Raw genomic sequence first — 25938 nt, forward strand, 5'->3', positions numbered from 1 at the left:
GATCTCCTTTACTTGGCTGGGCGGTAGGTGCCCAGCAGCAATGACGGGAGGCCGCCGCATCCGTGACGCCGCCCCGGCATGCCGTGAAAGGACTTCACAGGTCGGCGGGGCGACCGTCATGGAAGCAGGCCCGGACAGGTGTCGGGGCCGTAACGGAACCAAGGAGAAGGGAACCATGACTACTTTCAACGTGAACTTCGCTGTCGACGACATGGAGGGCAAGACCGTGCTGGTCTTCCTCAAGCCGCAGAACCCGCAGCGCGACTACCGCATCCACGCCTGGCAGGTGCTCACCGGCTCGGCCGGGGCGACCGAGTCGTTCGACTACGAGGCGGTGATCGAGACCGACGTCTCCAGCAATGGCGAGAAGGCCGGCAACCTGATCGTCTCCGGGCGCAAGGCCACCCTGCCCGGCGGCCTGTTGCAGGCCGTCAGCCCCGGCGGCCTGTCGCCGCAGCTGGAACCGGCGGCCACCTCGCTGGCCCAGGAAAAACTCACCCCGCAGCAGTGCGGCGTGATCAACAAGACCAACCCCTACATCCAGTTCGACAGCAACTGGTACGTCAACGGCCGCCCGGTGGTGACCATGCCCAAGGTGGACTCGCGCATGACCGTGAGCTTCGAGTACGAGCCCAATTTCTACTTCATGGTGGCCACGCCGCCCATGATCGGGCAGACCTACATCGTGCAGAACTTCTCGGACATGACCCAGTACGTGGCGCCCATCACCGCCACCGAAGTGGACGTGACCCTGAGCCGCCCGAATGGCCTGTGGACCTTCGACTTCCTGTCGCGTTGAAGCCCGCTCGACCCTGCATGAAAAAGCCCCCGGCGAGCGATCGCCGGGGGCTTTTCCTTCAGCGGGCTACCGGGCCGAAGCCCGGGCTACGACGCTCACAATTAATCGGCAAAGTGACCGCTCCTGATCCATCATCAACGCCTGCCCAGGCAGGTGCCGGGGCTATGACGGAACCAAGGAGACAGGGACCCATGATGGTTTTCAACGTGCATTTCGATGTGGAGGACATGGAGGGGAAAACCGTTCTGGTCTTCCTCAAGCCGCAGAATCCGCAGCGCGACTACGACATCCATGCCTGGCGGGTACTGACGGGTTCGGCGGGGGCTACGGAGCGGTTCAGCTACGAGGACCGGATCGAGACCGATCTCTCCAGCACGGGCAATGCCCCGGATGAACAGATCATCTCCGCACGCGTGGCCGTCCAGCCCGGCCAGCTGCTGCAGGCGGTCAGCCCGGCGGGGCTGTCTCCGCGCCTGCAACCGGCCCCCACATCGCTGGCACAGGAAAAGCTCACCCCGCAGCAGTGCGGCGTGATCAACCAGACCAACCCCTTCATCCAGTTCACGTGCAACTGGTATGTCGGCGGCCACCCGGTGGTGAGCATGCCCAAGGTGGACCTGAACATGACGGTGAGCTTCGAGATGATGCCGGGGCACTTCTACTTCATGGTGGCCTCCCCACCGCTGGCGGGGCAGACCTACATCGTGCAGAACTTCTCGGACATGACCCAGTACGTGGCGCCCATCACCGCCACCGAGGTGGACGTGAACCTGAGCCGCCCGGGCGGTTTGTGGAGCTTCGACTTCAGCGCCAGCTGAAGCCGTCTGGCGAGGAGCCCGGCGAGCGATCGCGGGGCTTCCCGCCTTCCGGTTGCATCTATGAACGGCCATCAACCGGCAACACGGCCGCTCCTGGCACATGATCAGCGTTCACCCGGTTCGCGGGCCCGATGGAGAAGGGATATGAACGACAAAGTCACGATCACTATCGATGACCAGGACCTCAAGGCGTTGAAGAGCACGGAATACACACTCGTCACATTCAAAAAAATCACCGGTGCCCCCCTCCTGAACCCGGTCTGGTGCTCACCGCCCTTCTCGGAGCCGCCCACATTCATCGACTTCAACGCCAACAGTCCCTACCTCGACTACGAGCCCGGCAAAGACTCCACGCCTTTCAAGCTGGACGGTTGGGCGCGAAGTTTTCCGCTCTACGAGGCAACGCCGCTGACGAAGCGGGACAAGTCGGAGGACTGACCCGGGCGGGAGAAACGAAAAAGCCCCTGGCGATCACTCGCCAGGGGCTTTTCATTGCCGTTCAGCTTAGAGCGGCTTGCCGCGGTTGCCGTGGGCGGCGACGAAGGCCTGGATGGTCTTCAGGTCGTTGGCCAGGACGGTGCAGCGTTCTTCGCGCTGGAACAGGTCGGCGAGGTGCGGCGGCAGCGCCGGGACCGCGTCGATGCCGGCCTTCTCCACCGCTTCCGGGAATTTGACCGGGTGCGCGGTGCCGAGGGTGACCATGGGGGTGGACAGGCTGCGACGGCATTCGCGGGCGGCGCGTACGCCGATGGCGGTGTGCGGGTCCAGCAGCTCGCCGCATTCCTTGTAGACCTCGGTGATGGTCTCGCAGGTCTGCTCGTCGTTGACGGCCAGGGAGTCGAACAGCTTGCGCGCTTCGGTCCAGCGGTCGTCCTCGACGCTGAAGCCGCCGCCCTGCTTGAAGGTGTCCATCAGCCCGGCGATGGCGGCGCCGTTGCGGCCGTGCAGGTCGAACAGCAGGCGCTCGAAGTTGGACGAGACCATGATGTCCATGGACGGCGATAGGGTCGGGTGCAGGGTGTCCTTGACGTAGCGGTTGCCGCTCATGAAGCGGTGCAGGATGTCGTTGCGGTTGGTGGCGACGATCAGTTGGCTGATCGGCAGGCCCATGTTGCGCGCCAGGTAGCCGGCGAAGATGTCGCCGAAGTTGCCGGTGGGCACCGAGAAGGCCACGGAACGGGCCGGGCCACCGAGCTGCAGGGCGGCGTGGAAGTAGTAGACGATCTGGGCCATGATCCGCGCCCAGTTGATCGAGTTGACCGCGACCAGGCGGGTGCCCTTGAGGAAGCCCTGGTCGGCGAAGCTGGCCTTGACCATCTCCTGGCAGTCGTCGAAGTTGCCTTCCACGGCGATGTTGTGGATGTTCTCGCCGAGGATGGTGGTCATCTGCCGGCGCTGCACCTCGGACACACGGTTGTGCGGGTGCATGATGAAGATGTCGACGTGCTCGCAGGCCTTGCAGCCTTCGATGGCGGCAGAACCGGTGTCACCGGAGGTGGCGCCCATGATCACCACGCGCTCGCCGCGCTTGGACAGCACGTGGTCGAGCAGACGGCCCAGCAGCTGCAGGGCGAAGTCCTTGAAGGCCAGGGTCGGGCCGTGGAACAGCTCCAGCACCCACTCGTTGCCGTTCAGCTGGCGCAGCGGCGCCACGGCGTTGTGGGCGAAGACACCGTAGGTCTCCTCGAGGATCTTCTTGAAATCGGCATCGGCGATGCTGCCGGCAACGAACGGGCGCATCACGCGGAAGGCCAGCTCGTGGTACGGCAGGCCGGCCCAGGAGGCGATCTCTTCCTGGGTGAAGCGCGGCAGGTTTTCCGGTACGTAGAGGCCGCCGTCGCTGGCCAGGCCAGCCAGCAGCACGTCTTCGAAGTTCAGGGCCGGGGCCTGGCCGCGGGTACTGATATAGCGCATTTCTTCAAACCTTCGGTTCGAGCTTGAAGCTTGAAGCTTGAAGCTTGAAGCAGTGCGGCTTCCAGCTTCCGGCTTCCGGCTTCCGGCTCCTGATTAATTGAGCTGTTCGACGCGGATGCGGACTACGCTGCCGACCACGTCGTCGAGGGCTTCCAGTGCGGCGATGGCGTCGTTAACGCGCGCTTCGACGACCCGGTGGGTAACCAGGATCATCGGCACCAGTCCGTCCTGCTCTTCGACTTCCTTCTGCATGATGGATTCGATGTTGATGCCGCGCTCGGACAGGATGGTGGCCACCTGGGCCAGTACGCCCGGGTGGTCCTTGGCCTGGATGCGCAGGTAGTACGCGCTCTCGCAGGCGTCGATCGGGAGGATCGGGTGGTCGGACAGCGAATCCGGCTGGAAGGCCAGGTGCGGTACGTGGTTCTCCGGGTCGGCGGTCAGCGCGCGGACCACGTCCACCACGTCGGCGACCACGGCGGAAGCGGTGGGCTCCATGCCGGCGCCGGGGCCGTAGTAGAGGGTGCTGCCGGCGGCGTCGCCATTGACCATCACGGCGTTCATCACGCCGTTGACGTTGGCGATCAGGCGGTCGGCCGGGATCAGGGTCGGGTGCACGCGCAGCTCGATGCCCTTGTCGGTGCGGCGGGCCACGCCCAGGTGCTTGATGCGGTAGCCCAGGGCCTCGGCGTAGTTGACGTCGGCGCTGGTGAGTTTCGAGATGCCTTCGGTGTAGGCCTTGTCGAACTGCAGCGGGATGCCGAAGGCGATGGAAGCGAGGATGGTCAGCTTGTGCGCGGCATCGATGCCTTCGACGTCGAAGGTCGGGTCGGCTTCGGCGTAGCCCAGGGCTTGCGCTTCCTTGAGCACGTCATCGAAGGCACGGCCTTTTTCGCGCATCTCGGTGAGGATGAAGTTGCCGGTGCCGTTGATGATGCCGGCCAGCCAGTTGATGCGGTTGGCGGACAGGCCTTCGCGGATCGCCTTGATCACCGGGATGCCACCGGCGACGGCAGCTTCGAAGGCGACGATGACGCCCTTCTCGCGGGCCTTGGCGAAGATTTCGTTGCCGTGCACGGCGATCAGCGCCTTGTTGGCGGTGACCACGTGCTTGCCGTTGTCGATGGCCTTGAGCACCAGGTCGCGGGCCAGGGTGTAGCCCCCGATCAGCTCGATGACGATGTCGATTTCCGGGTTGTCGGCCAGGGCGAAGATGTCGGCGGTAATGGGGGTGGTACCGGTTTCACACTTCGGGTTGGGGCGACGAGCAGCGATCTGGGCAACTTCGATTCCACGCCCGGCGCGGCGGGCAATCTCCTCGGCGTTGCGTTTGAGTACGTTGAAGGTGCCGCCACCGACGGTCCCCAGGCCACAGATGCCTACTTTTACCGGCTTCACGCTGAACTCCCCATCTTCACTGCGAAAAACGGCCGGGCATGGTCCCGGCCGTGGAAAAGAGCCGCACTTTACGAAGCGGCTGATTTTTGGTCAATCGATGCGCTGCGCGCAGAGCCCGTGTTACTTGGCTTCCAGGGCGATCTTGGCCAGTTGCGGGGCCGGCTGGTAGCCCGGGATCATCTGGCCGTTGCCGAGGACGATGGCCGGCGTGCCGTTGACGCCGATCAGCTGGCCCAGCTCGAACTGCTTGGCCACCGGGTTATCGCAGGTGGCCGAGGGGAGCTCTTCGCGGGACTTGGCCTTGTTCATCGCCGCCTGGCGGTCCTTGCTGCACCAGACGCTGACCAGGCTGTTGTAGCCGTGGCTGCCGAGGCCCTGGCGCGGGAAGGCGACGTAGCGCACTTCGATGCCGCGACGGTTGAGCTCGGGCACTTCGCTGTGCAGTTTCTGGCAGTAGCCGCAATCGGTGTCGGTGAACACGGTGATGTGCGCCTTGGCCGGCTCCTTGGGTGCGAAGACCACCATCTCGCTTTCGGGGATGGCGTTGATCTCCTTGGCGATGGAGCGGCTCTCGGACTGCTCGGTGAGGTTCACCGGCTTGCCGTCCTTCACGTGGTACAGGTAGCCCTGCATCAGGTACTGGCCGTCGGCGCTGGTGTAGAGCATGCGACCGCCCTTGAGCTGCACCTGGTAGATGCCGCTCATGGGGCTTTCGCCGATGGACTCGATGGGCAGGCCCAGCTCAAGGCCGCTGAGGGTCTTGCGGATGGCCTGGTCCGGATCGTCGGCAAGGCTGAATGTGCTGACCAGGCCAAGGGCCATGGCTGCGAAAAGACGGGTCACACGCATGGTTACTCCTGTGGAGCGGGGACATTCGGGCGGATGCCGAAGATTATCACAGAAGCCCCGAAGCACCGCGCCATGGAGCCGAACGGAGGTGCAGCGGGGATATCCGGTGCATGCAGGGCACGAACGGCGGCCCTTTTCCGGCTCAGCCGCGCGGGTGGTGGCGGGCGTGCAGGTCCTTGAGGCGGGCCTGGGCGATGTGGGTGTAGATCTGCGTGGTGGAGAGGTCGGCATGCCCCAACAGCATCTGCACCACACGCAGGTCGGCGCCGTGGTTGAGCAGGTGGGTGGCGAAGGCGTGGCGCAGGGTGTGGGGCGACAGCGACTTGACGATGCCGGCGACCTTGGCCTGGTGCTTGATGCGGTACCAGAAGGTCTGCCGGGTCATCTGTTCGCCGCGCTGGCTGGGGAACAGCACGTCGCTGGGCTTGCCGTCGAGCAGGAAGGGCCGCGACTCGCGGACGTAGCGCTCGACCCAGGCGATGGCTTCTTCGCCGAGCGGCACCAGGCGCTCCTTGCTGCCCTTGCCGAAGACCTTGACCACGCCCTGGCGCAGGTTGACCTGTTCCAGGGTCAGGCCCACCAGCTCGCTGACCCGCAGGCCGCAGGCGTAGAGCACTTCGAGCATGGCGCGGTCACGCAGGCCGATGGGGTCGTCCAGTTCGGGGGCGTCGAGCAGGGCTTCGACGTCCGCCTCGGACAGCGACTTGGGCAGCGGGCGCCCGAGCAGCGGCAGGTCCACCTGCAGGGTGGGGTCTTCGATGATCAGCCCCTCGCCCAGCAGGAAGCGGTAGAAGCCCCGCGCCCCGGAGAGGAAGCGCGCGGTGGAGCGGGCCTTGTAGCCCCGCTCCAGGCGCCAGGCGAGGTGGTCGAGGATCAGGTCGCGGCCGGCGTGCTGCAGGCTCGCGCCGCGCTCCACCGCCCAGGCGTTGAAATGCGCCAGGTCGCTGCGGTAGGCGGAGCGGGTGTGGGGCGAAAGCCCCTTCTCCAGCCACAGGGCGTCGAGGTAACGGTCGATCAGGGGGTGGTCGAGGGCAGGCATGACGGAACGCTGGCGGGATGAACGGCGTCTAGTCTTCCACAAGCGTCCCGACCTTCACCAGCGACAAGGAGTCCTGATGGACGAAACCGCAATCCTCCTCGCCCTCGGCGGCATCGGCCTGGCCGCCCTCGGCAGCCAATGGCTGGCCTGGCGCCTGCGCCTGCCAGCCATTCTCTTCCTGCTGCTCTCGGGCATTCTCGCCGGGCCGGTGCTGGGGGTGCTGGACCCGCAGGCGCTGTTCGGCCCGCTGCTGTTCCCCCTCACCTCCCTGGCGGTGGCGCTGATCCTCTTCGAAGGCAGCCTGACGCTGCACCTTTCCGAGTGGAAGGAAATCGGCACCGTGGTGCGCCGCATGGTGACCCTGGGCGCGCTGGTGACCTGGGCGGTGATCGCGCTGGCAACGCACCTGCTGCTGGGTTTCGCCTGGGACCTGGCGCTGCTGTTCGGCTCTCTGACCCTGGTCACCGGCCCCACGGTGATCGTGCCGATGCTCCGCGTGGTGCGCCCGCGCAGCTCCATCGCCAACATCCTGCGCTGGGAAGGCATCGTCATCGACCCCATCGGCGCGCTGCTGGCGGTGGTGGTGTTCAGCTTCATCGTCAGCCGCGACCAGGGCGGCTGGAGCCAGAGCCTGGCGACCTTCGCCAGTGTGATCGCCTGCGGCTGCCTGCTCGGCGCCTTCGGCGGCTGGGCCTTCGGCACGGTGCTGCGGCGCCACTGGCTGCCCGAGTACCTGCAGAACCTGGCGGCCCTGGCCGCGGTGCTGGGCGTGTTCATCGGCGCCAACCTGCTGGTGCACGAATCCGGCCTGCTGGCGGTGACTGTGATGGGCATGGGCCTGGCCAATATGCGCGGGGTGGATATCAAGCCGATCCTGCACTTCAAGGAAAACCTCAGCGTGCTGCTGATTTCCGGGCTGTTCATCCTGCTCGCGGCGCGCCTCGACCTGGCCGCGCTGGTCGCCCTGGGGCCGGCGACGCTGGCGCTGCTGGCGGTGATCCAGTTCATCGCCCGGCCATTGAATGTCGGTCTCTGCACCCTCGGCTCGCCGCTGGGCTGGCGCGAGCGCGCGCTGCTGGCCTGGATCGCACCACGGGGAATAGTCGCCGCAGCGGTATCGGCGATCTTCGCCCTGCGCCTGCAGCAACATGGCAATGACCAGGCGCACCTGCTGGTGCCGCTGACCTTCCTGGTGATCATCGGCACCGTGGTGCTGCAGAGCGCCACCGCGCGCCCGCTGGCGCGCCTGCTGAAGGTGGCCGAGCCGGCCCCGGCGGGCTTCCTGATCATCGGTGCCAACCCGGTGGCGCGAGAGATCGGCAAGGCCCTTCAGCACCTGGGCAGCCGCGTGCTGCTCACCGATTCGAGCTGGGAGAACATCCGCGCCGCACGTATGGACAACCTGCCCACCTACTTCGGCAACCCCACCTCGCAGCACGCCGATGCGCACCTCGACCTGGTGGGGCTGGGCCACCTGCTGGCGCTCTCCCCTTCCAGTGAGATGAACGCCCTGGCCTGCATGCGCTTCCGCCACGACTTCCCGGCGCTGCGCCGCTTCACCCTGCCCAGCGGTGCGGAAAGCCGGCGCACCGACAAGCACCGCGCCAGCGACCAGGTACGTGGGCGGCCCCTGGGCCGCCCGGCGCTCAGTTATCCACAGTTCGCCAGCAAGCTCGCCCGGGGTGCGGAGGTGCGCACCACCACCCTCACCGCCACTTTCGATTGGGCGGCGTACCAGGCGTTGCATGGCGAACGCGCCATCCTGCTGCTGGCCCGGGACCCTCGCGGCTGGGTGCACCTGGCGAGTACGGAAGCGCCTCTTGAACCGGATGCCGGCTGGAGCCTGGTGGCATTGATCGAGGAGGACGCCGGAGCCTCCGGGCCTGTGGATATAAAGACGTCCCAGGGTTAGTACGAAAAATCGTCGAGCCAGCACACGGACCAGCGGTCATGTAAGCCTATCCTTTGTTGGGTGACAGCCTCTTCCTACGAGAGGATGATTTCACCTTGCCACCACTCCAATCCGGTCGAGCACCATGTCGAATCAGCAGAAATCACGCCTTGGCCAGATTCTGGTCAACAAGGGATTGATCACCAGCCAGCAGCTGGACGCGGCCATCAAACTCCAGTTGACCTGCGACAAGCGCCTCGGCGAGGTGCTGATCGAACAAGGATTGCTGAGCCGCCGGCAACTCGACCGCGCCCTGAAGAAGCAGAACAACCTGCGCCTGGCCGCCACCCTGATCGCGGCCCTGATGAGCCCCTTCCAGATGGCCAGCGCGGACATCCAGCAGACCCCCAGCGCGATGTCCCAGCAGCACACCCCCAAGGGCCTGCGCCCGTTGAGCGATGCGGAAATGAGCGACGTCAGCGCCCAGGGGCTGGACGAAGTGCTGCAAGGCCTGTTCGTCCAGGCCGAAGCCGGCGATGGCATCGGCACCGTCAAGGCACTGAGCCGCCTGGTGATGCCGGTGCTGGACAGCCTGGAGGCCGAGACCTCGATGAAGGACGTGGTCTACGACACCAGCCACATGCGCTCGACCATCAATCCCGATGGTTCGATCAACGTGCGCCTGCCCAGCTCCATCGGCGAGCTGCGCTTCGACAATGTCCGCGTCGCCGGCGCGCCACAGAACCAGAGCTTCGGCAGCCTGACCCTGAGCAACATCGACCTGTCCCAGGCCTCGCTGAAGATCGCCCTGCGCCCCTGACCCATTCCTGCGAGCCGGATCAGGCCGCCTGTTCGATGGCCGATTCCGGCAACACCGGCACCGGGCGCTTCTCCTCGTCGATAGCGACGAAGCTGAACACCCCGGTGATGGCCTTCTCGCGGCCGTTCTCGTACATGCTTTCGACGAACACCTCCACCTCGACCTTGAGGCTGGTGTTGCCCACCTTCACCACGCGACCGACCAGCTCGACGATGGAGCCGGCGGGAATGGGGTGTTTGAAGTCGATGCGGTCGGTGGAAACGGTCACCAGCGGCAGTCGGCAGAAGCGCGTGGCGCAGATGAAGGACACCTCGTCCATCCAGGCCAGCGCAGTGCCGCCGAACAGGGTGTTGTGATGGTTGGTGGTCGGCGGGAATACCGCCTTGGTCACGCGGCTTTCGGACAAGGCGGTGCGCCGGGCGATCTCTTGCTCTCTCGGGGTCATGCCACTACTACCTGAATACAACCCAATGTGGCTGCCACTCGTGCGACGTCTGTTGTCGTTGTTGTGCGCTTGCGAACGGGCAGAACGGCTCCCGCTGGCCGCCGATCGCAGCACCTTCACGGGAGTTGCCCAGGGACCTGGCCCTGCGGCGGCGCGATTATTCCACAGCCCGGTGCACCCGGCAGCACCCTTGGCCAGCAGGCCCGACGCAACGCCATCCGGCTGCCACCCCCCGGATCGCCGCACGGGACGACTCCGGCCCGCCGGGCGTGTTCCTCGGCGCCAGGAGAACTCGGTGTAAGCCCTCGCCACCATCACACGACAGACACTTCCTAAGCCCTCCTGAGGGTGATTTTGTGCGATTCGGAATGAGCTATTTTCCGCTACCGCCGCTGCCGTTCGCCCTCGGCGGCCCTCGTGGATCCGGCAAAAGGAAAGCCCCATGCACAGATCGCCACTCGCCCGCCCCTTGCTGGGCGCCCTGGCCGGCTTCCTCCTGACCCTGCTCGCGCCTCCCCTATCCGCTGACGAGCAGTTGCCACTGCTCAGCCGCCCATTGCCCACCGATGCCAAGGCCACCCTGGAGCTGCAGGACTGGCGCTGGCTGCGGGACAAGCGCGAGCTGCGCCTGGGCATAGGCGCGGACCTGCCGCCCTTCGACATCACCAGCAGCGGTCGCGACTTCGAAGGCCTCACCGCCGACGTCGCCGGCGTGATAGCCGACAAGCTGGGCATCGACATCAAGGTGCTGCGCTTCCGCAACCGGGAAGAGGCCCTGCTGGCGCTGGTGGATGGCCGCATCGACCTGCTCAGCGCCTCCAACACCTACGAGACGGCCAATCGCCAACTGCTGCTCAGCGACACCTACGCGCCGGACCAGCCGGTGCTGGTCAGTCGCGATGACGAGCGCCGCCCGCTGTCGCCCGGCCTCAACGGCATGCACCTGGTGATGCCGGCCGACTACCAGCCCCTGGAGAAGATCCGCGCGCACTATCCCCTGGCACGGGTCAGCACCGAACCCGACCCGCGTTCGGCCCTGCGCGCCGTGGCCCTGGGCCGCGCCGACCTCTACCTGGGTGACCTGGTGATGGCCAACTACCTGCTCAACCAGAGCCAGGCCGGCCGCCTGCGCCTGGCCGGCTACAGCAAGATGCCCAGCAGCGGCTTCGGCTTCGCCATGCGTAACGACCAGCCCGAGCTGCTTAAGGTGATCAACGCCGCACTGGCCAGCATCCCGCCGGAGCGCCAGGGGCAGCTGCTCAAGCGCTGGAGCGGCGGCAACGGCCCGCTGCTGTCCGAGTCCAACCTGGTGTTCACCCAGCAGGAGCAGCGCTGGCTGCTGTTGCATCCGGTGCTGCGCATCGCGACCTTCGGCAACCTGTCGCCGGTGAGCTTCTTCGACAGCGACGGCAACTACCACGGCATCACTGCCGACGTCCTCGATCAGGTGCGCATGCGCACGGGGCTGCGCTTCGAGATCATCCGCACCTCCAGCCAGGAGGAGATGGTGGAGAAGCTGAAGGCCGGTGAGGCCGACCTGATCGGGGCGTTCAATCCGGCGGCCAGCACCACCGATGACCTGGCCTACACCCGCCCCTATATGAACGCCGGGCTGGTGATCGTCACCCGCCGCAGCGATACCCGCTCGGTGGACCTGGAGTCCCTGAATGGCAAACGCGTCGCGCTACCCCGCACCCCGCAACTGGTGAAATGGTTGCTGGCCAGCTATCCCCGCCTCGTACCCCTGGAGTACGACTCGATGCACGAGGCACTGACCATCACGGCGGATGGGGGCGCCGATGCGGCGATCCTCCCCGGCACGGTCGCCGAGCACCTGGTCCAGCGCTTCTTCGACGAGCGCCTGTGGATATCCGATGTGGTGCCCCAGCAACTGGAGTCCACGGTATTCGCCCTGCGCCGTGGCGACCTGGAGCTGCTGTCGGTGCTCGACAAAACCCTGGTCAACATTCCGCCGGACGAGCTGGCGGTGCTGGTCAACCAGCGTTGGCGTTCCACGGTGGAGGTGGCCAAGCCCGCCTGGCGCGATTATGAAAGGCTCATCTACCAGGTGAGTGGCGTGGTGGGCCTGCTGCTCAGCGTGTCGCTGATCTGGAACGCCTACCTGCGACGCCAGATGAAACTGCGCGCCAGCGCCGAGCGGGCATTGAACGATCAGTTGCAGTTGATGGAGACGCTGATCAACGGCACGCCCCACCCCATCTATGTGCGCGACCGGGACAACCATCTGCTGCTGTGCAACGACAATTACCTGGAGGCGCTCTCCATCGAACGGGAGCAAGCCATCGGCGCACCGCCTCTGGACGGGCTCTTCGGTGACGACAGCTGTTCACCGCAGATGCTGGAGGACTACCACGCGGTGATGGAAAGCGGCCAGGGCATGCAGGCCGACCACCACCTGAGCCAAAAGGGCGAGCCCTTCAGCATCTATCACTGGATCGAGCCGTTCCGTGATTCCCGGGGGATCATCAGGGGCGTGGTCGGTGGCTGGATCGATATCACCGAACGCCTGCGCCTGGTGGCCGACCTGCAGGAAGCCAAGGAGCGCGCCGATGAGGCCAGCCGCGCCAAAAGCACCTTCCTCGCCACCATGAGCCATGAGATCCGCACGCCGATGAACGCGGTGATCGGCATGCTCGAACTGGCCCTGCAGCGCGCCGACCAGGACCACTTCGACCGCCAGGCCATCGAAATCGCCCACGACTCGGCGAACAACCTGCTGGAGCTGATCGGCAACATCCTCGACATCGCCCGCATCGAGTCCGGGCGCATCAACCTGAGCCCCGTGCGCTGCAACCTCCGCGAAGAGGTCGAGGCGGTGGTGCGGGTATTCGACGGGCTGGCGCGGCAGAAGAGCCTGGCCCTGAGGCTGGAGTTCGACCCCAAGGCAGGCGTCGACGTACTACTGGACCCATTGCGCTTCAAGCAGGTGCTGTCCAACCTCGTCAGCAATGCCATCAAGTTCACCGAACGCGGCCGGGTGACTCTCAAGGTTGCCGCCCAGGCAATCGCGAACAAGCGCCTGGAGCTGACGCTGCTCGTGGAGGACAGCGGCCAGGGCATCGAGCCCGAGGATCTGGAGCGACTGTTCCAGCCCTTCAGCCAGGGCCAGCAGCAGCCCAACAACACCATCGGCGGCACCGGCCTGGGCCTGGTCATCAGCCGAACCCTGTGCGAAATGATGGGTGGCAGCATCGAGATGACCAGCCGGCCCGGCCACGGCACCTGCGTGACCGTGGAACTGGCGCTGCAGATACTCGACCCGCTGCCACGCAAGGAAGCGAGCCCGGTTGCGCAGATCGCCGCGCCCCAGCAGAGCCTCGACGTACTGGTGGTGGACGACCACCCGGCCAACCGCGAACTGCTCAAGCAGCAGCTGATCTTCCTCGGTCATCGGGTCAACGAGGCCCATAACGGCGCCAGCGGCCTGGAGCTATGGCAACGGCAGCAATTCGACCTGGTGATCAGTGACTGCAACATGCCGATCATGAATGGCTACGACCTCGCCCGGGCCGTTCGCAATCTCGAGCGCCGCGACGCACTGACACCCTGTCGCTTCATCGGCTACACCGCCAACGCACAGAACGAGGAGCACGAACGCTGCCGCCAGGCGGGCATGGACGCCTGCCTGTTCAAGCCGATCAGCCTCGGGGAACTGGCGGCCCAGTTGGTCGGCATCGCGCCACGGGCCGCCTTGACCGCGCACATGCCCGCCGCCTGCAACCTGAAGGAATTCGAGCGGTTGGCTGGACGCGACCCGGCGCTGCGCATGCGCCTGCTGGATACCCTGCTGGACAGCAACCGTAACGACATGGCGTTGATGCAGGGCTTTCTCGACGACGGCGACAGGCAGGCAATCGCCGAGGTGGCGCACAAGATCAAGGGCGCCGCGAAGATCGTCCATGCCGGCCCGCTCATCGCCTGCTGCGAATCCCTTGAAGCACTCTGCGAGGCAGAAGGCAGCGAAGACGAACTGCTCGCCAAAGTCGCCGCGCTGCGGGCGGAACTGGAGCGCCTGGAACACAGCCTGCTGGGCGAGATGAGCACGGCCTGATTTCGCCGGCGCAACCGGCAGCGCTTTCTTCGGCCCAACAAAAAGCCCGCCGCGGTTTCCCGGGGCGGGCTTTTGAGGGAAGCAGTCCTTAGACCAGCTTCTCCTTGATGCGAGCTGCCTTGCCGGACAGGTCGCGGAGGTAGTACAGCTTGGCCTTGCGCACGTCACCGCGGCGCTTGACGCTCAGGCTGTCAACCAGCGGGGAGTAGGTCTGGAAAGTACGCTCTACGCCTACGCCGTTGGAGATCTTGCGAACGGTGAAAGCGCTGTTCAGGCCGCGGTTACGCTTGGCGATGACAACACCTTCGAAGGCCTGCAGACGCTGACGGTCGCCTTCCTTTACTTTCACTTGCACGATCACGGTGTCGCCGGGGGCGAAAGCCGGGATCTCTTTGTTCATTTGTTCAGCTTCGATTTGCTGAATGATCTTGTTGGTCATCGCTGCGCTCCTAAGACAAGCCACCGGCCTGCCATCGATACGTTAACTATCGTCCCGCTGACGGATGTATTCCGCCAACAGCTTCTTCTCTTCTCCAGAAAGCGAGCGGCTATCCAGAAGATCGGCACGACGTTCCCAGGTCCGACCAAGGGACTGCTGCAAACGCCAACGCCGGATGTGTTCGTGGTTGCCACTAAGCAACACATCAGGAACACGCTTGTCCGCGTACACCTCAGGCCGGGTGTAGTGCGGGCAATCGAGGAGGCCGTCCGTGAACGAGTCTTCCTCTGCGGAGTCCGCATGGCCCAGTGCACCGGGCAACAACCGCGTCACCGCGTCGATCAGCACCATTGCCGGCAGCTCACCGCCGGACAATACGTAGTCGCCAATCGACCATTCTTCGTCGACGTGCTCTTCGATGAAGCGCTCGTCGATACCTTCGTAGCGACCGGCGATCAGAATCATGGATTCCGATTGCACCAGTTCGCGCACGGCCTCCTGCTTGAGCTGGCGGCCCTGCGGCGAAAGGTAGATCACCTTCGCCTGCTCCCCGGCCGACGCCTTGGCTGCTGCCAGGGCCCGCTCCAGGGGCTGTATCTTCATCACCATGCCTGGGCCGCCGCCGAAGGGCCGATCGTCCACCGTCTGGTGGCGGTCCTCGGTGAAGGTCCGCGGGTTCCAGCAGGTCAGCTTGAGCAGACCCTGCTTTACCGCTCGGCTGGTAATGCCGTATTCGCTGATGGCGGCGAACATCTCCGGAAAGATGCTGATGACCTCGACCTGCATGCTTTTCATGTCATGCAACTCAGAAGTCAGCGTCCCAATCCACCCGCATCTCGCCTGTTTCCAGGTCGATCGTCAGCACGCATTGCGCCGTATAGGGCAATAGGCGCTCACGGTCATCGAGGCTGCCGGGGCAGGGCTTGACCACCATCACGTCGTTGGCGCCGGTCTCCAGCAGATGATCGACGACGCCGAGCAATTGCTCCTGCTGGTCGATGACCTTGAGACCTTCCAACTGATGCCAGTAGTACTCGTCACCTTCGAGTTCCGGCAGCTCGCTGCGGGGCACGCAAATGTCGAAGCCCGCGAAAGTACGAGCGACTTCGCGATCATCGAGACCCTTCAGCTTTGCTACCAGGACCTTGCCGTGCAAGCGTCCACTGGCCACTTCGACCTGCTTTACCTCGTTGTCGCGCTTAAGCGTCCAACGGCGGTAATCGAGCACGTTATCCAGCGGATCGGTAAAGGAATACACCTTCACCTCGCCCCGTACGCCATGCACCGAAAAGATCTTGCCAAGAACGATGAGGTCCTCGGCCTGTGCCGGCGTCGTGCTCATAAAGTTGCTTAGGCAGCAGCCTTGGCAGCTTCCTTCAGCAGCTGAGCAACGCGCTCAGACGGCTGGGCGCCCTGGCTCAGCCAGTAGGTGGCGCGCTCTTGATTCACGGAGAGCTTCACTTCGGCACCCGAGGCGACCGGGTTGAAGAAACCGATACGCTCAACAAAGCGACCGTCGCGCGCATTGCGGCTGTTGGTCACGGTCAGGTGGTAGAAGGGGCGCTTCTTGGAGCCGCCACGAGCAAGACGGATGGTTACCATTGAACTTCGTTCCTATAGGTCGGTGCTTTTCAAGCTGTGCACACACATGGGCCATGGGCCCGAAAGGCCGCATATTCTAAAGATTATGCGGCCGATTGCAAATCTCTTTTACCAGCCACCTGTCGGTGGTCGCTGCAAGCCGCAGATTTCAAGCTGCCGGAGGCCCGGCAACTGATCGCTTGCAGCGCTTTCACTTACATCTTCGGCATGCCGCCGCCGGGGAACATGCCGCCCATGCCGCGCATCATCTTGGCCATGCCACCCTTGGCGGTGACCTTCTTCATCATCTTCTGCATCTGCTTGTGCTGTTTGATCAGCCGGCCGACGTCCTGCACCTGGGTGCCGGAGCCGAGGGCGATACGGCGCTTGCGCGACCCACTGATGACTTCAGGGTCGCGGCGCTCCAGCGGCGTCATCGAGTTGATGATCGCTTCCATCTGCTTGAACTGCTTCTCCGCCGCGCCCTGGGCATTGCCCATCTGCGCGAGGTTGACGCCACCGAGCATGGGCAGCTTGTCCATGAGGCCGCCGAGGCCGCCCATGTTCTTCATCTGCTGCAATTGGTCGCGGAAATCTTCGAGGTCGAAGCCCTTGCCCTTCTTGATCTTCTTCGCGAGCTTCTCGGCCTTCTCGCGGTCCATGCCCTGCTCGGCCTGCTCGATCAGGCTGAGCACGTCACCCATGCCGAGGATGCGCGAGGCGATGCGGTCCGGGTGGAAGGGATCGAGCGCTTCGCTCTTCTCGCCCATGCCGAGGAACTTGATCGGCTTGCCGGTGATGGCACGCACGGAGAGCGCGGCACCGCCACGGGCGTCACCGTCGACCTTGGTCAGCACCACACCGGTGAGCGGCAGCGCTTCACCGAAGGCCTTGGCGGTGTTGGCTGCGTCCTGGCCGGTCATGGCGTCGACCACGAACAGGGTTTCCACCGGCTTGATCGCCGCGTGCAGCGCCTGGATCTCGGCCATCATCTCGCCGTCGATGTGCAGGCGGCCGGCGGTGTCCACCAGCACCACGTCGATGAACTTCAGCTTGGCTTCGCGGATCGCGGCCTCGGCGATGTCCACCGGCTTCTGGCTGATGTCGGAGGGGAAGAAGGTCACGCCGATATCGGCGGCCAGGGTTTCCAGCTGCTTGATCGCCGCCGGGCGGTAGACGTCGGCCGACACCACCAGCACGGACTTCTTCTTGCGCTCCTTGAGGAAGCGCGCGAGCTTGCCGACGGTGGTGGTCTTGCCCGCACCCTGCAGGCCGGCCATCAGCACCACGGCGGGCGGGGCGGCAGCCAGGGACAGGTCTTCGTTGGCCACGCCCATCAGCTCGATCAGCTCGGCCTGGACGATCTTCACGAACGCCTGGCCCGGCGTCAGGCTCTTCGATACCTCGGTACCGACGGCGCGTTCCTTGACCTTGTTGACGAAGTCCTTGACCACGGGCAAGGCCACGTCGGCCTCGAGCAGGGCCATGCGCACTTCACGCAGGGTGTCCTTGATGTTGTCCTCGGTCAGCTTGGCCTTGCCGGTGACATGGCGCAGCGTCTGCGAGAGGCGGTCTGTAAGATTTTCGAACATGCACGTTCCTTTCAGGTTCGTCCGAACCGAGGGTGAGCTTGCGGCAAGCGGCGGATTATAGCGAAGTGTCGCCAGCGCCGACACCGCCTGCGGTCTTTCGTGAGCCCCCTCATCTGTGCCAAACTCAGCGCCTTTCGGGCTTGCCTTACAAGGACTTATGCACCCTCTGCTGCCCAGCCTCCTGGCTGCCTTCCTTTATGCCGGCGCCACCACCTACCAGGGCCTGCGCCTTCGCCAGCGCACCACGCCGGACAAGCGCCTGCTGGTTCTGGTCGGCTCCCTGGCACTCGTCGCCCATGCGCTCAGCCTTTATATCCAGCTGATCACCCCGGTGGGCCTGACCCTCGACTTCTTCAACGCCGCCAGCCTGATTGCCGCAGCCGTGATCTTCCTCACACTGCTGGCCATTGCCCGGATACCGGTGGAGAACCTGCTCCTGCTGCTGTTGCCACTGGGAATGCTGACCGTCCTGCTGGCCGCCTTCGCCCCCTCCGGGACGGTGCAGGCGATCGACGAGGAGCCAGGCATCCTGGCGCATATCCTGCTGTCGATCCTGGCCTACGGCATGCTCACCATCGCCGTGTTCCAGTCGCTGCTGCTGCTGCTCCAGGACCACCAGCTCAAGCACAAGCACCCCTCGGGACTGATCCGCAACTTCCCGGCACTGCAAACCATGGAGAGCCTGCTGTTCGGCTTCCTCTGGGCCGGCTGGTCCCTGCTGTCGCTGTCGTTGCTCTCCGGCTGGCTGTTCGTCGACAACCTGTTCGCCCAGCACCTGGCGCACAAGACCATCCTGTCGTGCATCGCCTGGGTGGTGTTCGCCGTACTGCTGTGGGGCCGCCACCAGCTCGGCTGGCGCGGGCACAAGGCCATCCGCTGGACCCTGGCGGGCTTCTGCCTGCTGATGCTTGCCTACTTCGGTAGCAAGCTGGTCCGCGAATTCATCCTGCATATCTGAGATGCCCATCGACGGCTTGATCGCCGGGCTGCTGCTCGGCCTGCTGCTCGCATCCCTCGCCGGCGCCGTGCTGGCCTGGAGCCTCTCCCGTCGACGTCGTGCCCCGGTGCAGGTCGAGCCCGAAGCGACGCCGCGCCTGCCCTCCTCGCTCACCGAAGCCCTGCAGCGCGTGTCCATCGCCGCGATCATGATTCCGCGCAGCGAGATCCAGGGCATCGACGTCAGCCAGTCGCCAGAACGCATCCTCGAACAGCTGCGCACCGCCACCCATACGCGCCTGCCGGTGTACCGCGAAGACATCAACCAGATCGAAGGCATCCTGCACATCCGTCAGGTCGCCCGCCTGCTGCCCCAGGACGGCGTCAGCGCCGAAGACCTGCTGGCGGCCTGCCGCGAAACCTACTTCGTGCCGGAAAGCACCCCGCTGCTCACCCAGCTGGTGAACTTCCAGAAGGAACAGCGCCGGGTCGGCATCGTCGTCGACGAGTACGGCGATGTGATCGGCCTGGTCAGCCTGGAGGACATCTTCCAGGAGCTGATCGGCGAATTCGGCAGCCTCGACGACCTCGCCCCCAACCCGGCGATCCAGCCCCAGGAAGACGGCCGCTTCGAGCTGGACGGCTCCCTGCACCTGCGCGAACTCAACCGAGTGCTCGGCTGGCACCTGCCCTGCGAAGGGCCGAAGACCCTCAACGGCCTGATCACCGAGGCCCTGGAGCAGATTCCCGACACCAGCGTGTGCCTGAAGATCGGCCCCTACCGCCTGGAGATCCTCCAGTCCGGCGAGAACCGCGTACAGCGCGTGCTGGCCTGGCGCGCCTGACACCCCTGCGACCTTGGTCGAGGTCCCTTGCCGTGGTTTTCCGCCGCTTCCTATAATCCCCGCGGGCTTACCCAGCCCCCTCGGCCGCCGCGGCTATCCGCCCACGCGCCATCGGCCAGCCCCGCTGACCGCCTGAGAACCACCTGCCACGGCCCCACAGGCCCGTCCGCAGCCAGCAAGGCCCCTGGTCCGGCGACCCGCCGCATCATCCCCTTCCCTCAGCACAACACGACAGCCATGAGACTCCGTCGGGCCGTGATGGCCGCGACAACTGACAGGGGACCCACTGATGACCACCGCCACCCTGAGCGACACCGCAAGCGCGACACCGGCCAACTCGCCGGCCCGCGTCGCCACCGCCAGCTTCATCGGCACCGCCATCGAGTTCTACGACTTCTACATCTACGCCACGGCCGCCGCCCTGGTGATAGGCCCGGTGTTCTTCCCGCAGACATCCGGCACCGCGCAGATGCTCTCGGCCTTCCTCACCTTCGGCATCGCCTTCCTCGCCCGGCCGCTGGGTTCGGCACTGTTCGGCCACTTCGGCGACCGCATCGGGCGCAAGTCGACCCTGGTCGCCTCGCTGCTGCTGATGGGCGCCTCCACCACCCTGATCGGCGTGCTGCCCGGCTACGACACCATTGGTGCCTGGGCGCCGATCCTGCTCTGCCTGCTGCGCTTCGGCCAGGGCCTGGGCCTCGGCGGCGAGTGGGGTGGCGCGGCATTGCTGGCCACCGAGAACGCCCCACCCGGCAAGCGCGCCTGGTTCGGCATGTTCCCCCAGCTCGGCCCCTCCATCGGCTTTCTCGCCGCCAACGGCCTGTTCCTCACCCTGGCCCTGTGCCTGAGCGACGAGCAGTTCCGCGCCTGGGGCTGGCGCATCCCCTTCCTGCTCAGCGCTGCGCTGGTGATGGTCGGCCTCTACGTGCGCCTGAAGCTGGAGGAGACGCCGGTCTTCGCCAAGGCCATGGCCCAGCACGAGCGGGTGAAGATGCCGGTGCTCGAAGCCTTCGGCAGCCACTGGCGCCCCATTCTCCTCGGTGCCCTGGCGATGGTGGTGTGCTACGCGCTGTTCTACATCTCCACTGTGTTCTCCCTCAGCCACGGCGTGGGCAGCCTCGGCTACAGCCGCGAAAGCTTCCTCGGCATGCTGTGCTTCGCCGTGCTGTTCATGGCGGCGGCGACGCCATTGTCGGCCTGGCTCAGCGACCGCTACGGGCGCAAACCGGTGCTGATCGTGGGCTGTACGCTGGCGATCCTCTCCGGCTTCGCCATGCAGCCGCTGCTGACCCAGGGCTCGACCCTCTCGGTCACCCTGTTCCTCAGCATCGAACTGTTCCTCATGGGCGTGACCTTCGCCCCCATGGGCGCACTGCTGCCAGAGCTGTTCCCCACCCACGTGCGCTACACCGGCGCCTCGGCGGCCTATAACCTCGGTGGCATAGTCGGCGCCTCGGTGGCGCCCTTCTTCGCCCAGAAGCTGGTGGCCATGGGCGGCCTGTCCTGGGTCGGTGGCTACGTATCGGTGGCGGCGGCACTCAGCCTGCTGGCGGTGCTCTGCCTCAAGGAAACCCGCGACGACGACCTGGGCGCGGTGCGCTAAGACCTCGCCCCTGGGCGTCAGGCTCCAGCCGTCTCTTCGACGAGGCGGCTGGCAGCCGGCGCCACCCTCCCCGCCCGCACGATCCACTCCGCCAGCAAGCCGCACCAGACCGAACACCCCAGCTGTGACGGGTGATAGCCGTCCAGCGCCAGGTAGTCGGCCTGCATGGTGATGCTCGCCGCGCAGTGCTCGGCTCCCAGCTCGTCGGCCAATGCCCGCACCTGTGTGTCGAGCAGGCGCGCACGCCAGCCCAGCAGGCGGCGCAGCAACCAGGGCAAGGCACTGAAGTGCTGCAAGGGAGGAACGGCGGCGAACACCACCTCGACGCCCCGCGCCATGAAGGGGGCAGCCAGCCGTCGCAGGGATTCGCGCCAGGTAGCGGTGGAACTGAAATGGGTGGTGTCGTTGACACCGAAGACCAGCAGCACCAGGTCCACCGGCTCGTCTTGCACCTGCGGCAACAGGCGCTCACAAGCCTCGCTCGCGGTGATGCCGTTCTCGCCACAGGCGCGCCAGGCCACCGGGCGCTGCAACTGCCGGGAAAGCGCCGCCGCCAGTTGCCCCGGCAAGGCCAGTTGCAGGCAGGAGACACCGACACCAGCGACCGTGGATTCGCCTATCAGAAGGATGCGCAGGGGCTCGCCCGCAAATTCCACTCCCGCCAGCCCATGATCGGGGCCAGCGGCAGGGGCCAGGCGCAGGGCGGTGCGCTTGGTGTACAGGGCCTGGGGCAGCACCAGGGGCATCAGCGCCAGCGCCGATGCCCACCAGAGCAGCCCGGCCCCTCGGCTCACAGCTTGACGTCGACGGCCTGGGCCGCGCGGGTCGCCTTGGCACGGGCCAGGTCGGTGGACTCGTCGCGGGCCAGGGCCACGCCGAGGCGACGCTGACCGTCCACTGCCGGCTTGCCGAACAGGCGCAGCGCGGTGTCCGGCTCGGCCAGGGCCGCAGAGAGGTTGCCGAAGCTCATCTCGGTGGATTTGCCTTCCACCAGGATCACCGCCGAGGCCGACGGGCCGGACTGGCGGATCACCGGGATCGGCAGGCCGAGGATGGCGCGGGCATGCAGGGCGAACTCGGACAGCTCCTGGGAGATCAGGGTGACCAGGCCGGTGTCATGGGGGCGCGGCGACACTTCGCTGAACCACACCTCGTCGCCTTTGACGAACAGCTCGACGCCGAACAGGCCACGGCCGCCCAGGGCCTCGGTCACGGCCTTGGCCACGCGCTCGGACTCGGCCAGGGCCTTGGGGCTCATCACCTGGGGCTGCCAGGATTCGTGGTAGTCGCCCTTCACCTGGCGGTGACCGATGGGCGCGCAGAAGGTGGTGCCACCTACATGGCGCACGGTGAGCAGGGTGATTTCGTATTCGAAGTCGATGAAGCCTTCGACGATCACGCGGCCCTTGCCGGCGCGGCCGCCTTCCTGGGCGTAATCCCAGGCGTATTGCAGGTCGTCGTCGCTCTTGAGCACCGACTGGCCCTTGCCGGAGGAGCTCATGATCGGCTTCACCACGCAGGGGTAGCCGACGCTGGCGACGCCGGCGCAGTAATCCTCGAAGGTGTCGGCGAAGTGGTACGGCGAGGTGGGCAGGCCCAGCTCCTCGGCCGCCAGGCGACGGATGCCTTCGCGGTTCATGGTCAGCTGCGCAGCGCGCGCGGTGGGGATCACGGTGTAGCCTTCGGCCTCCAGCTCCACCAGGGTGGCGGTGGCGATGGCTTCGATCTCCGGCACGATGTAGTGCGGCTTCTCCAGCTCGATGACGCGGCGCAGGGCCTCGCCGTCGAGCATGCTGATGACGTGGCTGCGATGGGCGACCTGCATGGCCGGCGCGTTCTCGTAGCGGTCGACGGCGATCACTTCGACGCCCAGGCGCTGCAGCTCGATCACCACTTCCTTGCCCAGCTCGCCAGAGCCGCAGAGCAGTACACGGGTCGCGCTCGGCGACAGCGGGGTTCCAATACGGGGCATCGGTGTTTCCTCGAAAGATGAAAGGTATTCGCTCGGGCGGCGGGCAGGTGCCGCCGCTTCAGTGGGGCTGGATCAGGAACTGGCCACCGGCCCGCGCACGCTCCATGCAGCGCACCAGCACCTCGCGGCGCTCGGTGTTGTCCATGCGTCCCCAGCGGGTGATCTCGTCGACGCTGCGCTGGCAGCCGGTGCAGATATCGTCATCGTCCAGCGCGCAGACATGCACGCAGGGCGAAGCGACGGGGCGTTCACGTTCCATCAATCTTCCTGTTCGACCAGTTCCCGTGCATAACGCTGGGCGTTGTGCACGTAGTGCGCGGCGCTGCCTTCGAGCATCTTCTTCTGCTGCTCGGTCAGCTCGCGGACTATTTTACCGGGCGAACCCATGACCAGCGAGCCATCGGGAATTTCCTTGCCTTCGGGGATCAGGGCATTGGCGCCGATGATGCAGTACTTGCCGATCTTGGCGCCGTTGAGGATCACGGCGTTGATGCCGATGAGGCTGTAGTCGCCGACGGTGCAGCCATGGAGCATGGCGTTGTGGCCGATGGTCACGCCCTTGCCGATGTTCAGCGGGAAGCCCATGTCGGTGTGCATGACGGTGCCGTCCTGCACATTGCTGTTCTCGCCGATATGGATGAGTTCGTTATCGCCGCGCAGTACGGCGCCGAACCAGACGCTGGCGCCAGCGTCGAGACGGACCTTGCCGATCACCGCCGCGTCGGGGGCGATCCAGCTGTCGGGATGGGTTTCGACACGGGCGTTGCCCAAGCGGTATTTCATCAGACGCTCCTCTATCAGGCGGTTGAAAAACTAACTGCGTTGCCGCTGCCGCGTTGAAAACACGCTCATGCGCGAGTCCGATCAATTGCTCATTTACACCGCGTAAACTGCGCTTTCTCGGCCGCTTTCGCCTTGCATCGGCGGCCTCGTCCACGCTTTTCAACGGCCTGACATACGGGGTTTAGCTGAGTTTGACGAAGGTGGCCGGCGGCTCGCGCAGCTCGATGCCGGCATCGAAGACCAGGTTGACCAGCTCCACCACCATGATCGCGGTAAGGCCCCAGATCTTGTACTGGCCGAACTGGTAGCTCGGCACGTACCAGCTCTGGCCGAGGTAGTCGATGCGGTGGGTCATCTCGCGGGGGTCGCTGCGGAAGAACTCCAGGGGCACGCTGAAGACCGAATCGATCTCGCCGTCGTTGGCCTTGTACTCCACGTAGTCGGGCACGAAGCCGACATAGGGCGTGACCTGGATGCCATGGCGCGAGACCAGGGTACTGAGCGGGCCGATCACCTCGACCAGGCCAGGCGGCAGGCCGATCTCCTCCTCCGCCTCGCGCAGGGCGGTGTGGATCAGGTCGCGGTCCTCGGGGTCACGTCGGCCACCAGGGAAGGCCACTTCGCCACCGTGGGTGGACAGGCCGCTGGCGCGCAGGGTGAGCACCAGCTCGGGTTCGGCGCTGCGGGTGATGGGCACCAGTACCGCCGCCTCGGGGAACGTGCGGTCGGTCACCAGCGTCTTCGGGGAGTAGCTCCGCACACGGCGGTGCAGGTCATCCAACATGGACAGTCTCGGCTTTTATTCTGCCGGGCATCATGGCACGAACCCGCAGGCCACCCAACCCCCGAACCGACGTTCGAGGCAAGCGCAGCCCCCGTCCCGCTTGCCGTCGAGGCACGAGCCGCGCCAAGATTGCGCCCTCGACCCCGAGGATTCCCGATGAAATTCTGCAGCCAGTGCGGCGGCCCCGTGATCCAGCGCATTCCCGAAGGCGACAACCGCCTGCGCCATGTCTGCGGGCTATGCCACACCATTCACTACCTGAACCCGCGCATCGTCGCCGGCTGCGTACCGGTTTGGGGCAAGCAGGTGCTGCTGTGCCGCCGCGCCATCGAACCGCGCAAGGGCTACTGGACCCTGCCCGCCGGCTTCATGGAGAACGGCGAGACCATGGAACAGGCCGCCGCCCGCGAGACCGCCGAGGAGGCCCGCGCGCGGGTGCGCAACCTGCAGCTCTATACCCTGTTCGACCTGCCGCACATCAGCCAGGTGTACACCTTCTTCCTGGCTGAACTGGAGGACCTGGACTTCTCGGCCGGCGAGGAAAGCCTGGAAGTGAAACTCTTCGACGAAGCCGACATCCCTTGGTCCGAGCTGGCTTTTCCGACTGTCGGGCGTACCTTAGAATGCTACTTCGCCGACCGTGTCGAGCAGGTCTATCCGGTCCGCAACGAGCCATTGGCGCCCTTACTGGCCTACTACAAGAAAGCCTGACCGTACTGCCGAATTCGAACACTCTGGGGATGCTGTAGAAATGCGCTGGTTGCTCGTTGCCTTGATCCTTTGCTTTACCTCCCTGTCCCACGCCAGCGCCGCCCCCAGCCTCGAAGGCAAGGGCATCGACAAGGTGCTGGTGGTCAAGTCCGAGCGCAAGCTGCTGCTCATGAACCGCGGCAACATCCTCAAGAGCTACCGCATCTCCCTGGGCAAGCAGCCCAAGGGGCCGAAGCTGCGCGAGGGCGACCAGCGCACGCCGGAAGGCTTCTACTGGATCGACTGGCGCAAGACCAGCGACAAGTACAACCTGGCCATGCACATCTCCTACCCCAACGCCCGCGACTCCCTGCAGGCCCGTGACAAGGGCGTGCCCGCCGGCGGCATGATCATGATCCACGGCACCCCGCTGGACGAGGAGTACCCTGAGTGGTACTTCCACACCCTGGACTGGACCGAGGGCTGCATCGCCATGAAGAACGCCGACATGCGCGAGATCTGGAGCCTGGTGAAGGACGGCACGCTGATCGAGATCCGCCCCTGATGTGAGGGGAGCGGCAGACATGAAAAGGCGCCCTGAGGCGCCTTTTTTATTGGCAATGCCCCGCACACGCCGGGCGAGCCACAGCGCTAAGACGGTGGGTTTC

The 25938-nt window shown here is 65.5% G+C and carries 25 protein-coding genes and 1 pseudogene; 11 read left to right on the top strand and 15 right to left on the bottom strand.

All coding sequences use genetic code 11. The annotated features are described in order from the left end of the window. Positions 1–175 precede the first annotated feature (175 nt). The 3 genes from RTW82_RS08940 to RTW82_RS08950 all read left to right on the top strand — a co-directional run bounded on the left by RTW82_RS08940 (position 176) and on the right by RTW82_RS08950 (position 2055). The gene (locus RTW82_RS08940) at positions 176–799 is read left to right on the top strand and encodes a hypothetical protein (RefSeq protein ID WP_184487542.1); all 624 of its coding nucleotides are present in this window, start codon (positions 176–178) and stop codon (positions 797–799) included. Positions 800–990: 191 nt separating this feature from the next. After that, positions 991–1617 carry a hypothetical protein gene (locus RTW82_RS08945; RefSeq protein WP_271658870.1) on the top strand — a complete coding sequence of 209 codons (627 nt, stop codon included), beginning with the start codon at positions 991–993 and terminating at the stop codon, positions 1615–1617. Positions 1618–1761: 144 nt separating this feature from the next. Beyond that, positions 1762–2055, top strand: coding sequence for a hypothetical protein (locus RTW82_RS08950; RefSeq protein WP_316924869.1), 294 nt, complete (start codon positions 1762–1764; stop codon positions 2053–2055). Between the two features lie 66 nt (positions 2056–2121). On the opposite strand, the gene thrC is transcribed toward RTW82_RS08950, so the two are convergent. The 4 genes from thrC to xerD form a co-directional block, all read right to left on the bottom strand. Next, positions 2122–3531 (bottom strand): threonine synthase, encoded by a 1410-nt coding sequence (gene thrC / locus RTW82_RS08955; protein ID WP_184487539.1) that lies wholly within the window; start codon positions 3529–3531, stop codon positions 2122–2124. Positions 3532–3624: 93 nt separating this feature from the next. Then, entirely contained in the window at positions 3625–4929 is a 1305-nt protein-coding gene (locus tag RTW82_RS08960; RefSeq protein WP_184487538.1) for a homoserine dehydrogenase, read from the bottom strand. A 120-nt stretch (positions 4930–5049) separates the two neighbouring features. Then, positions 5050–5778, bottom strand: a complete 729-nt coding sequence (locus tag RTW82_RS08965; protein WP_021217090.1) for a disulfide isomerase DsbC N-terminal domain-containing protein — start codon at positions 5776–5778, stop codon at positions 5050–5052. 142 nt (positions 5779–5920) lie between these two features. Next, positions 5921–6817: a site-specific tyrosine recombinase XerD gene (gene xerD / locus RTW82_RS08970; RefSeq protein ID WP_316924870.1), complete on the bottom strand. Its 897-nt coding sequence runs from the start codon at positions 6815–6817 to the stop codon at positions 5921–5923. A 76-nt stretch (positions 6818–6893) separates the two neighbouring features. Here xerD and RTW82_RS08975 point away from each other — a divergent pair, with 76 nt between their 5' ends. Then, on the top strand, positions 6894–8729 hold the full coding sequence (locus RTW82_RS08975; RefSeq protein WP_316924871.1) for a sodium:proton antiporter: 1836 nt from the start codon (positions 6894–6896) through the stop codon (positions 8727–8729). Between the two features lie 124 nt (positions 8730–8853). Next, positions 8854–9528, top strand: coding sequence for a hypothetical protein (locus RTW82_RS08980; RefSeq protein ID WP_316924872.1), 675 nt, complete (start codon positions 8854–8856; stop codon positions 9526–9528). A 19-nt stretch (positions 9529–9547) separates the two neighbouring features. On the opposite strand, the gene RTW82_RS08985 is transcribed toward RTW82_RS08980, so the two are convergent. After that, on the bottom strand, positions 9548–9973 hold the full coding sequence (locus tag RTW82_RS08985) for an acyl-CoA thioesterase (RefSeq protein ID WP_021217094.1): 426 nt from the start codon (positions 9971–9973) through the stop codon (positions 9548–9550). Positions 9974–10415: 442 nt separating this feature from the next. Between RTW82_RS08985 and RTW82_RS08990 the strand changes: the two genes are divergently transcribed. Beyond that, the gene (locus RTW82_RS08990) at positions 10416–14045 is read left to right on the top strand and encodes a transporter substrate-binding domain-containing protein (protein ID WP_316924873.1); all 3630 of its coding nucleotides are present in this window, start codon (positions 10416–10418) and stop codon (positions 14043–14045) included. A gap of 88 nt (positions 14046–14133) precedes the next feature. Here the strand turns inward: RTW82_RS08990 and rplS are convergent, their stop codons facing one another. The 5 genes from rplS to ffh all read right to left on the bottom strand — a co-directional run bounded on the left by rplS (position 14134) and on the right by ffh (position 17657). Continuing rightward, positions 14134–14484 carry a 50S ribosomal protein L19 gene (gene rplS, locus RTW82_RS08995; protein WP_043240180.1) on the bottom strand — a complete coding sequence of 117 codons (351 nt, stop codon included), beginning with the start codon at positions 14482–14484 and terminating at the stop codon, positions 14134–14136. Between the two features lie 42 nt (positions 14485–14526). After that, positions 14527–15279, bottom strand: a complete 753-nt coding sequence (gene trmD / locus RTW82_RS09000; RefSeq protein ID WP_043240177.1) for a tRNA (guanosine(37)-N1)-methyltransferase TrmD — start codon at positions 15277–15279, stop codon at positions 14527–14529. A gap of 10 nt (positions 15280–15289) precedes the next feature. Then, positions 15290–15826 (bottom strand): ribosome maturation factor RimM, encoded by a 537-nt coding sequence (gene rimM / locus RTW82_RS09005; protein ID WP_021220790.1) that lies wholly within the window; start codon positions 15824–15826, stop codon positions 15290–15292. An 8-nt stretch (positions 15827–15834) separates the two neighbouring features. Beyond that, positions 15835–16086, bottom strand: a complete 252-nt coding sequence (gene rpsP / locus RTW82_RS09010; protein WP_021220791.1) for a 30S ribosomal protein S16 — start codon at positions 16084–16086, stop codon at positions 15835–15837. Between the two features lie 194 nt (positions 16087–16280). After that, positions 16281–17657, bottom strand: a complete 1377-nt coding sequence (gene ffh / locus RTW82_RS09015) for a signal recognition particle protein (protein WP_021220792.1) — start codon at positions 17655–17657, stop codon at positions 16281–16283. 157 nt (positions 17658–17814) lie between these two features. Between ffh and RTW82_RS09020 the strand changes: the two genes are divergently transcribed. The 3 genes and pseudogenes from RTW82_RS09020 to RTW82_RS09030 all read left to right on the top strand — a co-directional run bounded on the left by RTW82_RS09020 (position 17815) and on the right by RTW82_RS09030 (position 21041). Then, positions 17815–18615, top strand: a complete 801-nt coding sequence (locus RTW82_RS09020; RefSeq protein WP_021220793.1) for an inner membrane protein YpjD — start codon at positions 17815–17817, stop codon at positions 18613–18615. 184 nt (positions 18616–18799) lie between these two features. Next, a pseudogene (locus RTW82_RS09025) lies at positions 18800–19438 on the top strand (transporter associated domain-containing protein); the annotation flags it as partial. Between the two features lie 289 nt (positions 19439–19727). Continuing rightward, on the top strand, positions 19728–21041 hold the full coding sequence (locus tag RTW82_RS09030; RefSeq protein WP_184487531.1) for an MFS transporter: 1314 nt from the start codon (positions 19728–19730) through the stop codon (positions 21039–21041). A gap of 17 nt (positions 21042–21058) precedes the next feature. On the opposite strand, the gene RTW82_RS09035 is transcribed toward RTW82_RS09030, so the two are convergent. The 5 genes from RTW82_RS09035 to RTW82_RS09055 all read right to left on the bottom strand — a co-directional run bounded on the left by RTW82_RS09035 (position 21059) and on the right by RTW82_RS09055 (position 24580). After that, positions 21059–21835, bottom strand: a complete 777-nt coding sequence (locus tag RTW82_RS09035) for an SGNH/GDSL hydrolase family protein (RefSeq protein ID WP_316924874.1) — start codon at positions 21833–21835, stop codon at positions 21059–21061. Then, the gene (gene purT / locus RTW82_RS09040) at positions 21832–23013 is read right to left on the bottom strand and encodes a formate-dependent phosphoribosylglycinamide formyltransferase (RefSeq protein ID WP_263400095.1); all 1182 of its coding nucleotides are present in this window, start codon (positions 23011–23013) and stop codon (positions 21832–21834) included. The genes RTW82_RS09035 and purT overlap by 4 nt, the downstream gene beginning before the upstream one ends. Before the next feature lie 58 nt (positions 23014–23071). Continuing rightward, complete coding sequence (locus RTW82_RS09045) at positions 23072–23272, bottom strand: DUF1289 domain-containing protein (RefSeq protein ID WP_271103878.1); 201 nt, start codon at positions 23270–23272, stop codon at positions 23072–23074. Then, a complete protein-coding gene (locus RTW82_RS09050) occupies positions 23272–23796 on the bottom strand; it encodes a gamma carbonic anhydrase family protein (RefSeq protein WP_043240160.1) in 525 nt (174 codons plus the stop codon). The genes RTW82_RS09045 and RTW82_RS09050 overlap by 1 nt, the downstream gene beginning before the upstream one ends. 181 nt (positions 23797–23977) lie before the next feature. Beyond that, the gene (locus RTW82_RS09055; RefSeq protein WP_043240158.1) at positions 23978–24580 is read right to left on the bottom strand and encodes a CoA pyrophosphatase; all 603 of its coding nucleotides are present in this window, start codon (positions 24578–24580) and stop codon (positions 23978–23980) included. A 156-nt stretch (positions 24581–24736) separates the two neighbouring features. On the opposite strand from RTW82_RS09055, the gene RTW82_RS09060 reads away from it, so the two are divergent. Further along, on the top strand, positions 24737–25291 hold the full coding sequence (locus tag RTW82_RS09060) for an NUDIX hydrolase (RefSeq protein ID WP_316924875.1): 555 nt from the start codon (positions 24737–24739) through the stop codon (positions 25289–25291). Between the two features lie 40 nt (positions 25292–25331). Further along, positions 25332–25835, top strand: a complete 504-nt coding sequence (locus tag RTW82_RS09065) for a murein L,D-transpeptidase family protein (RefSeq protein WP_021220802.1) — start codon at positions 25332–25334, stop codon at positions 25833–25835. Positions 25836–25938: the final 103 nt, after the last annotated feature.

The sequence above is a fragment of the Pseudomonas sp. zfem005 genome (genome assembly GCF_032621735.1).
GTDB classification, from domain to species: Bacteria; Pseudomonadota; Gammaproteobacteria; order Pseudomonadales; family Pseudomonadaceae; genus Metapseudomonas; species Metapseudomonas solani.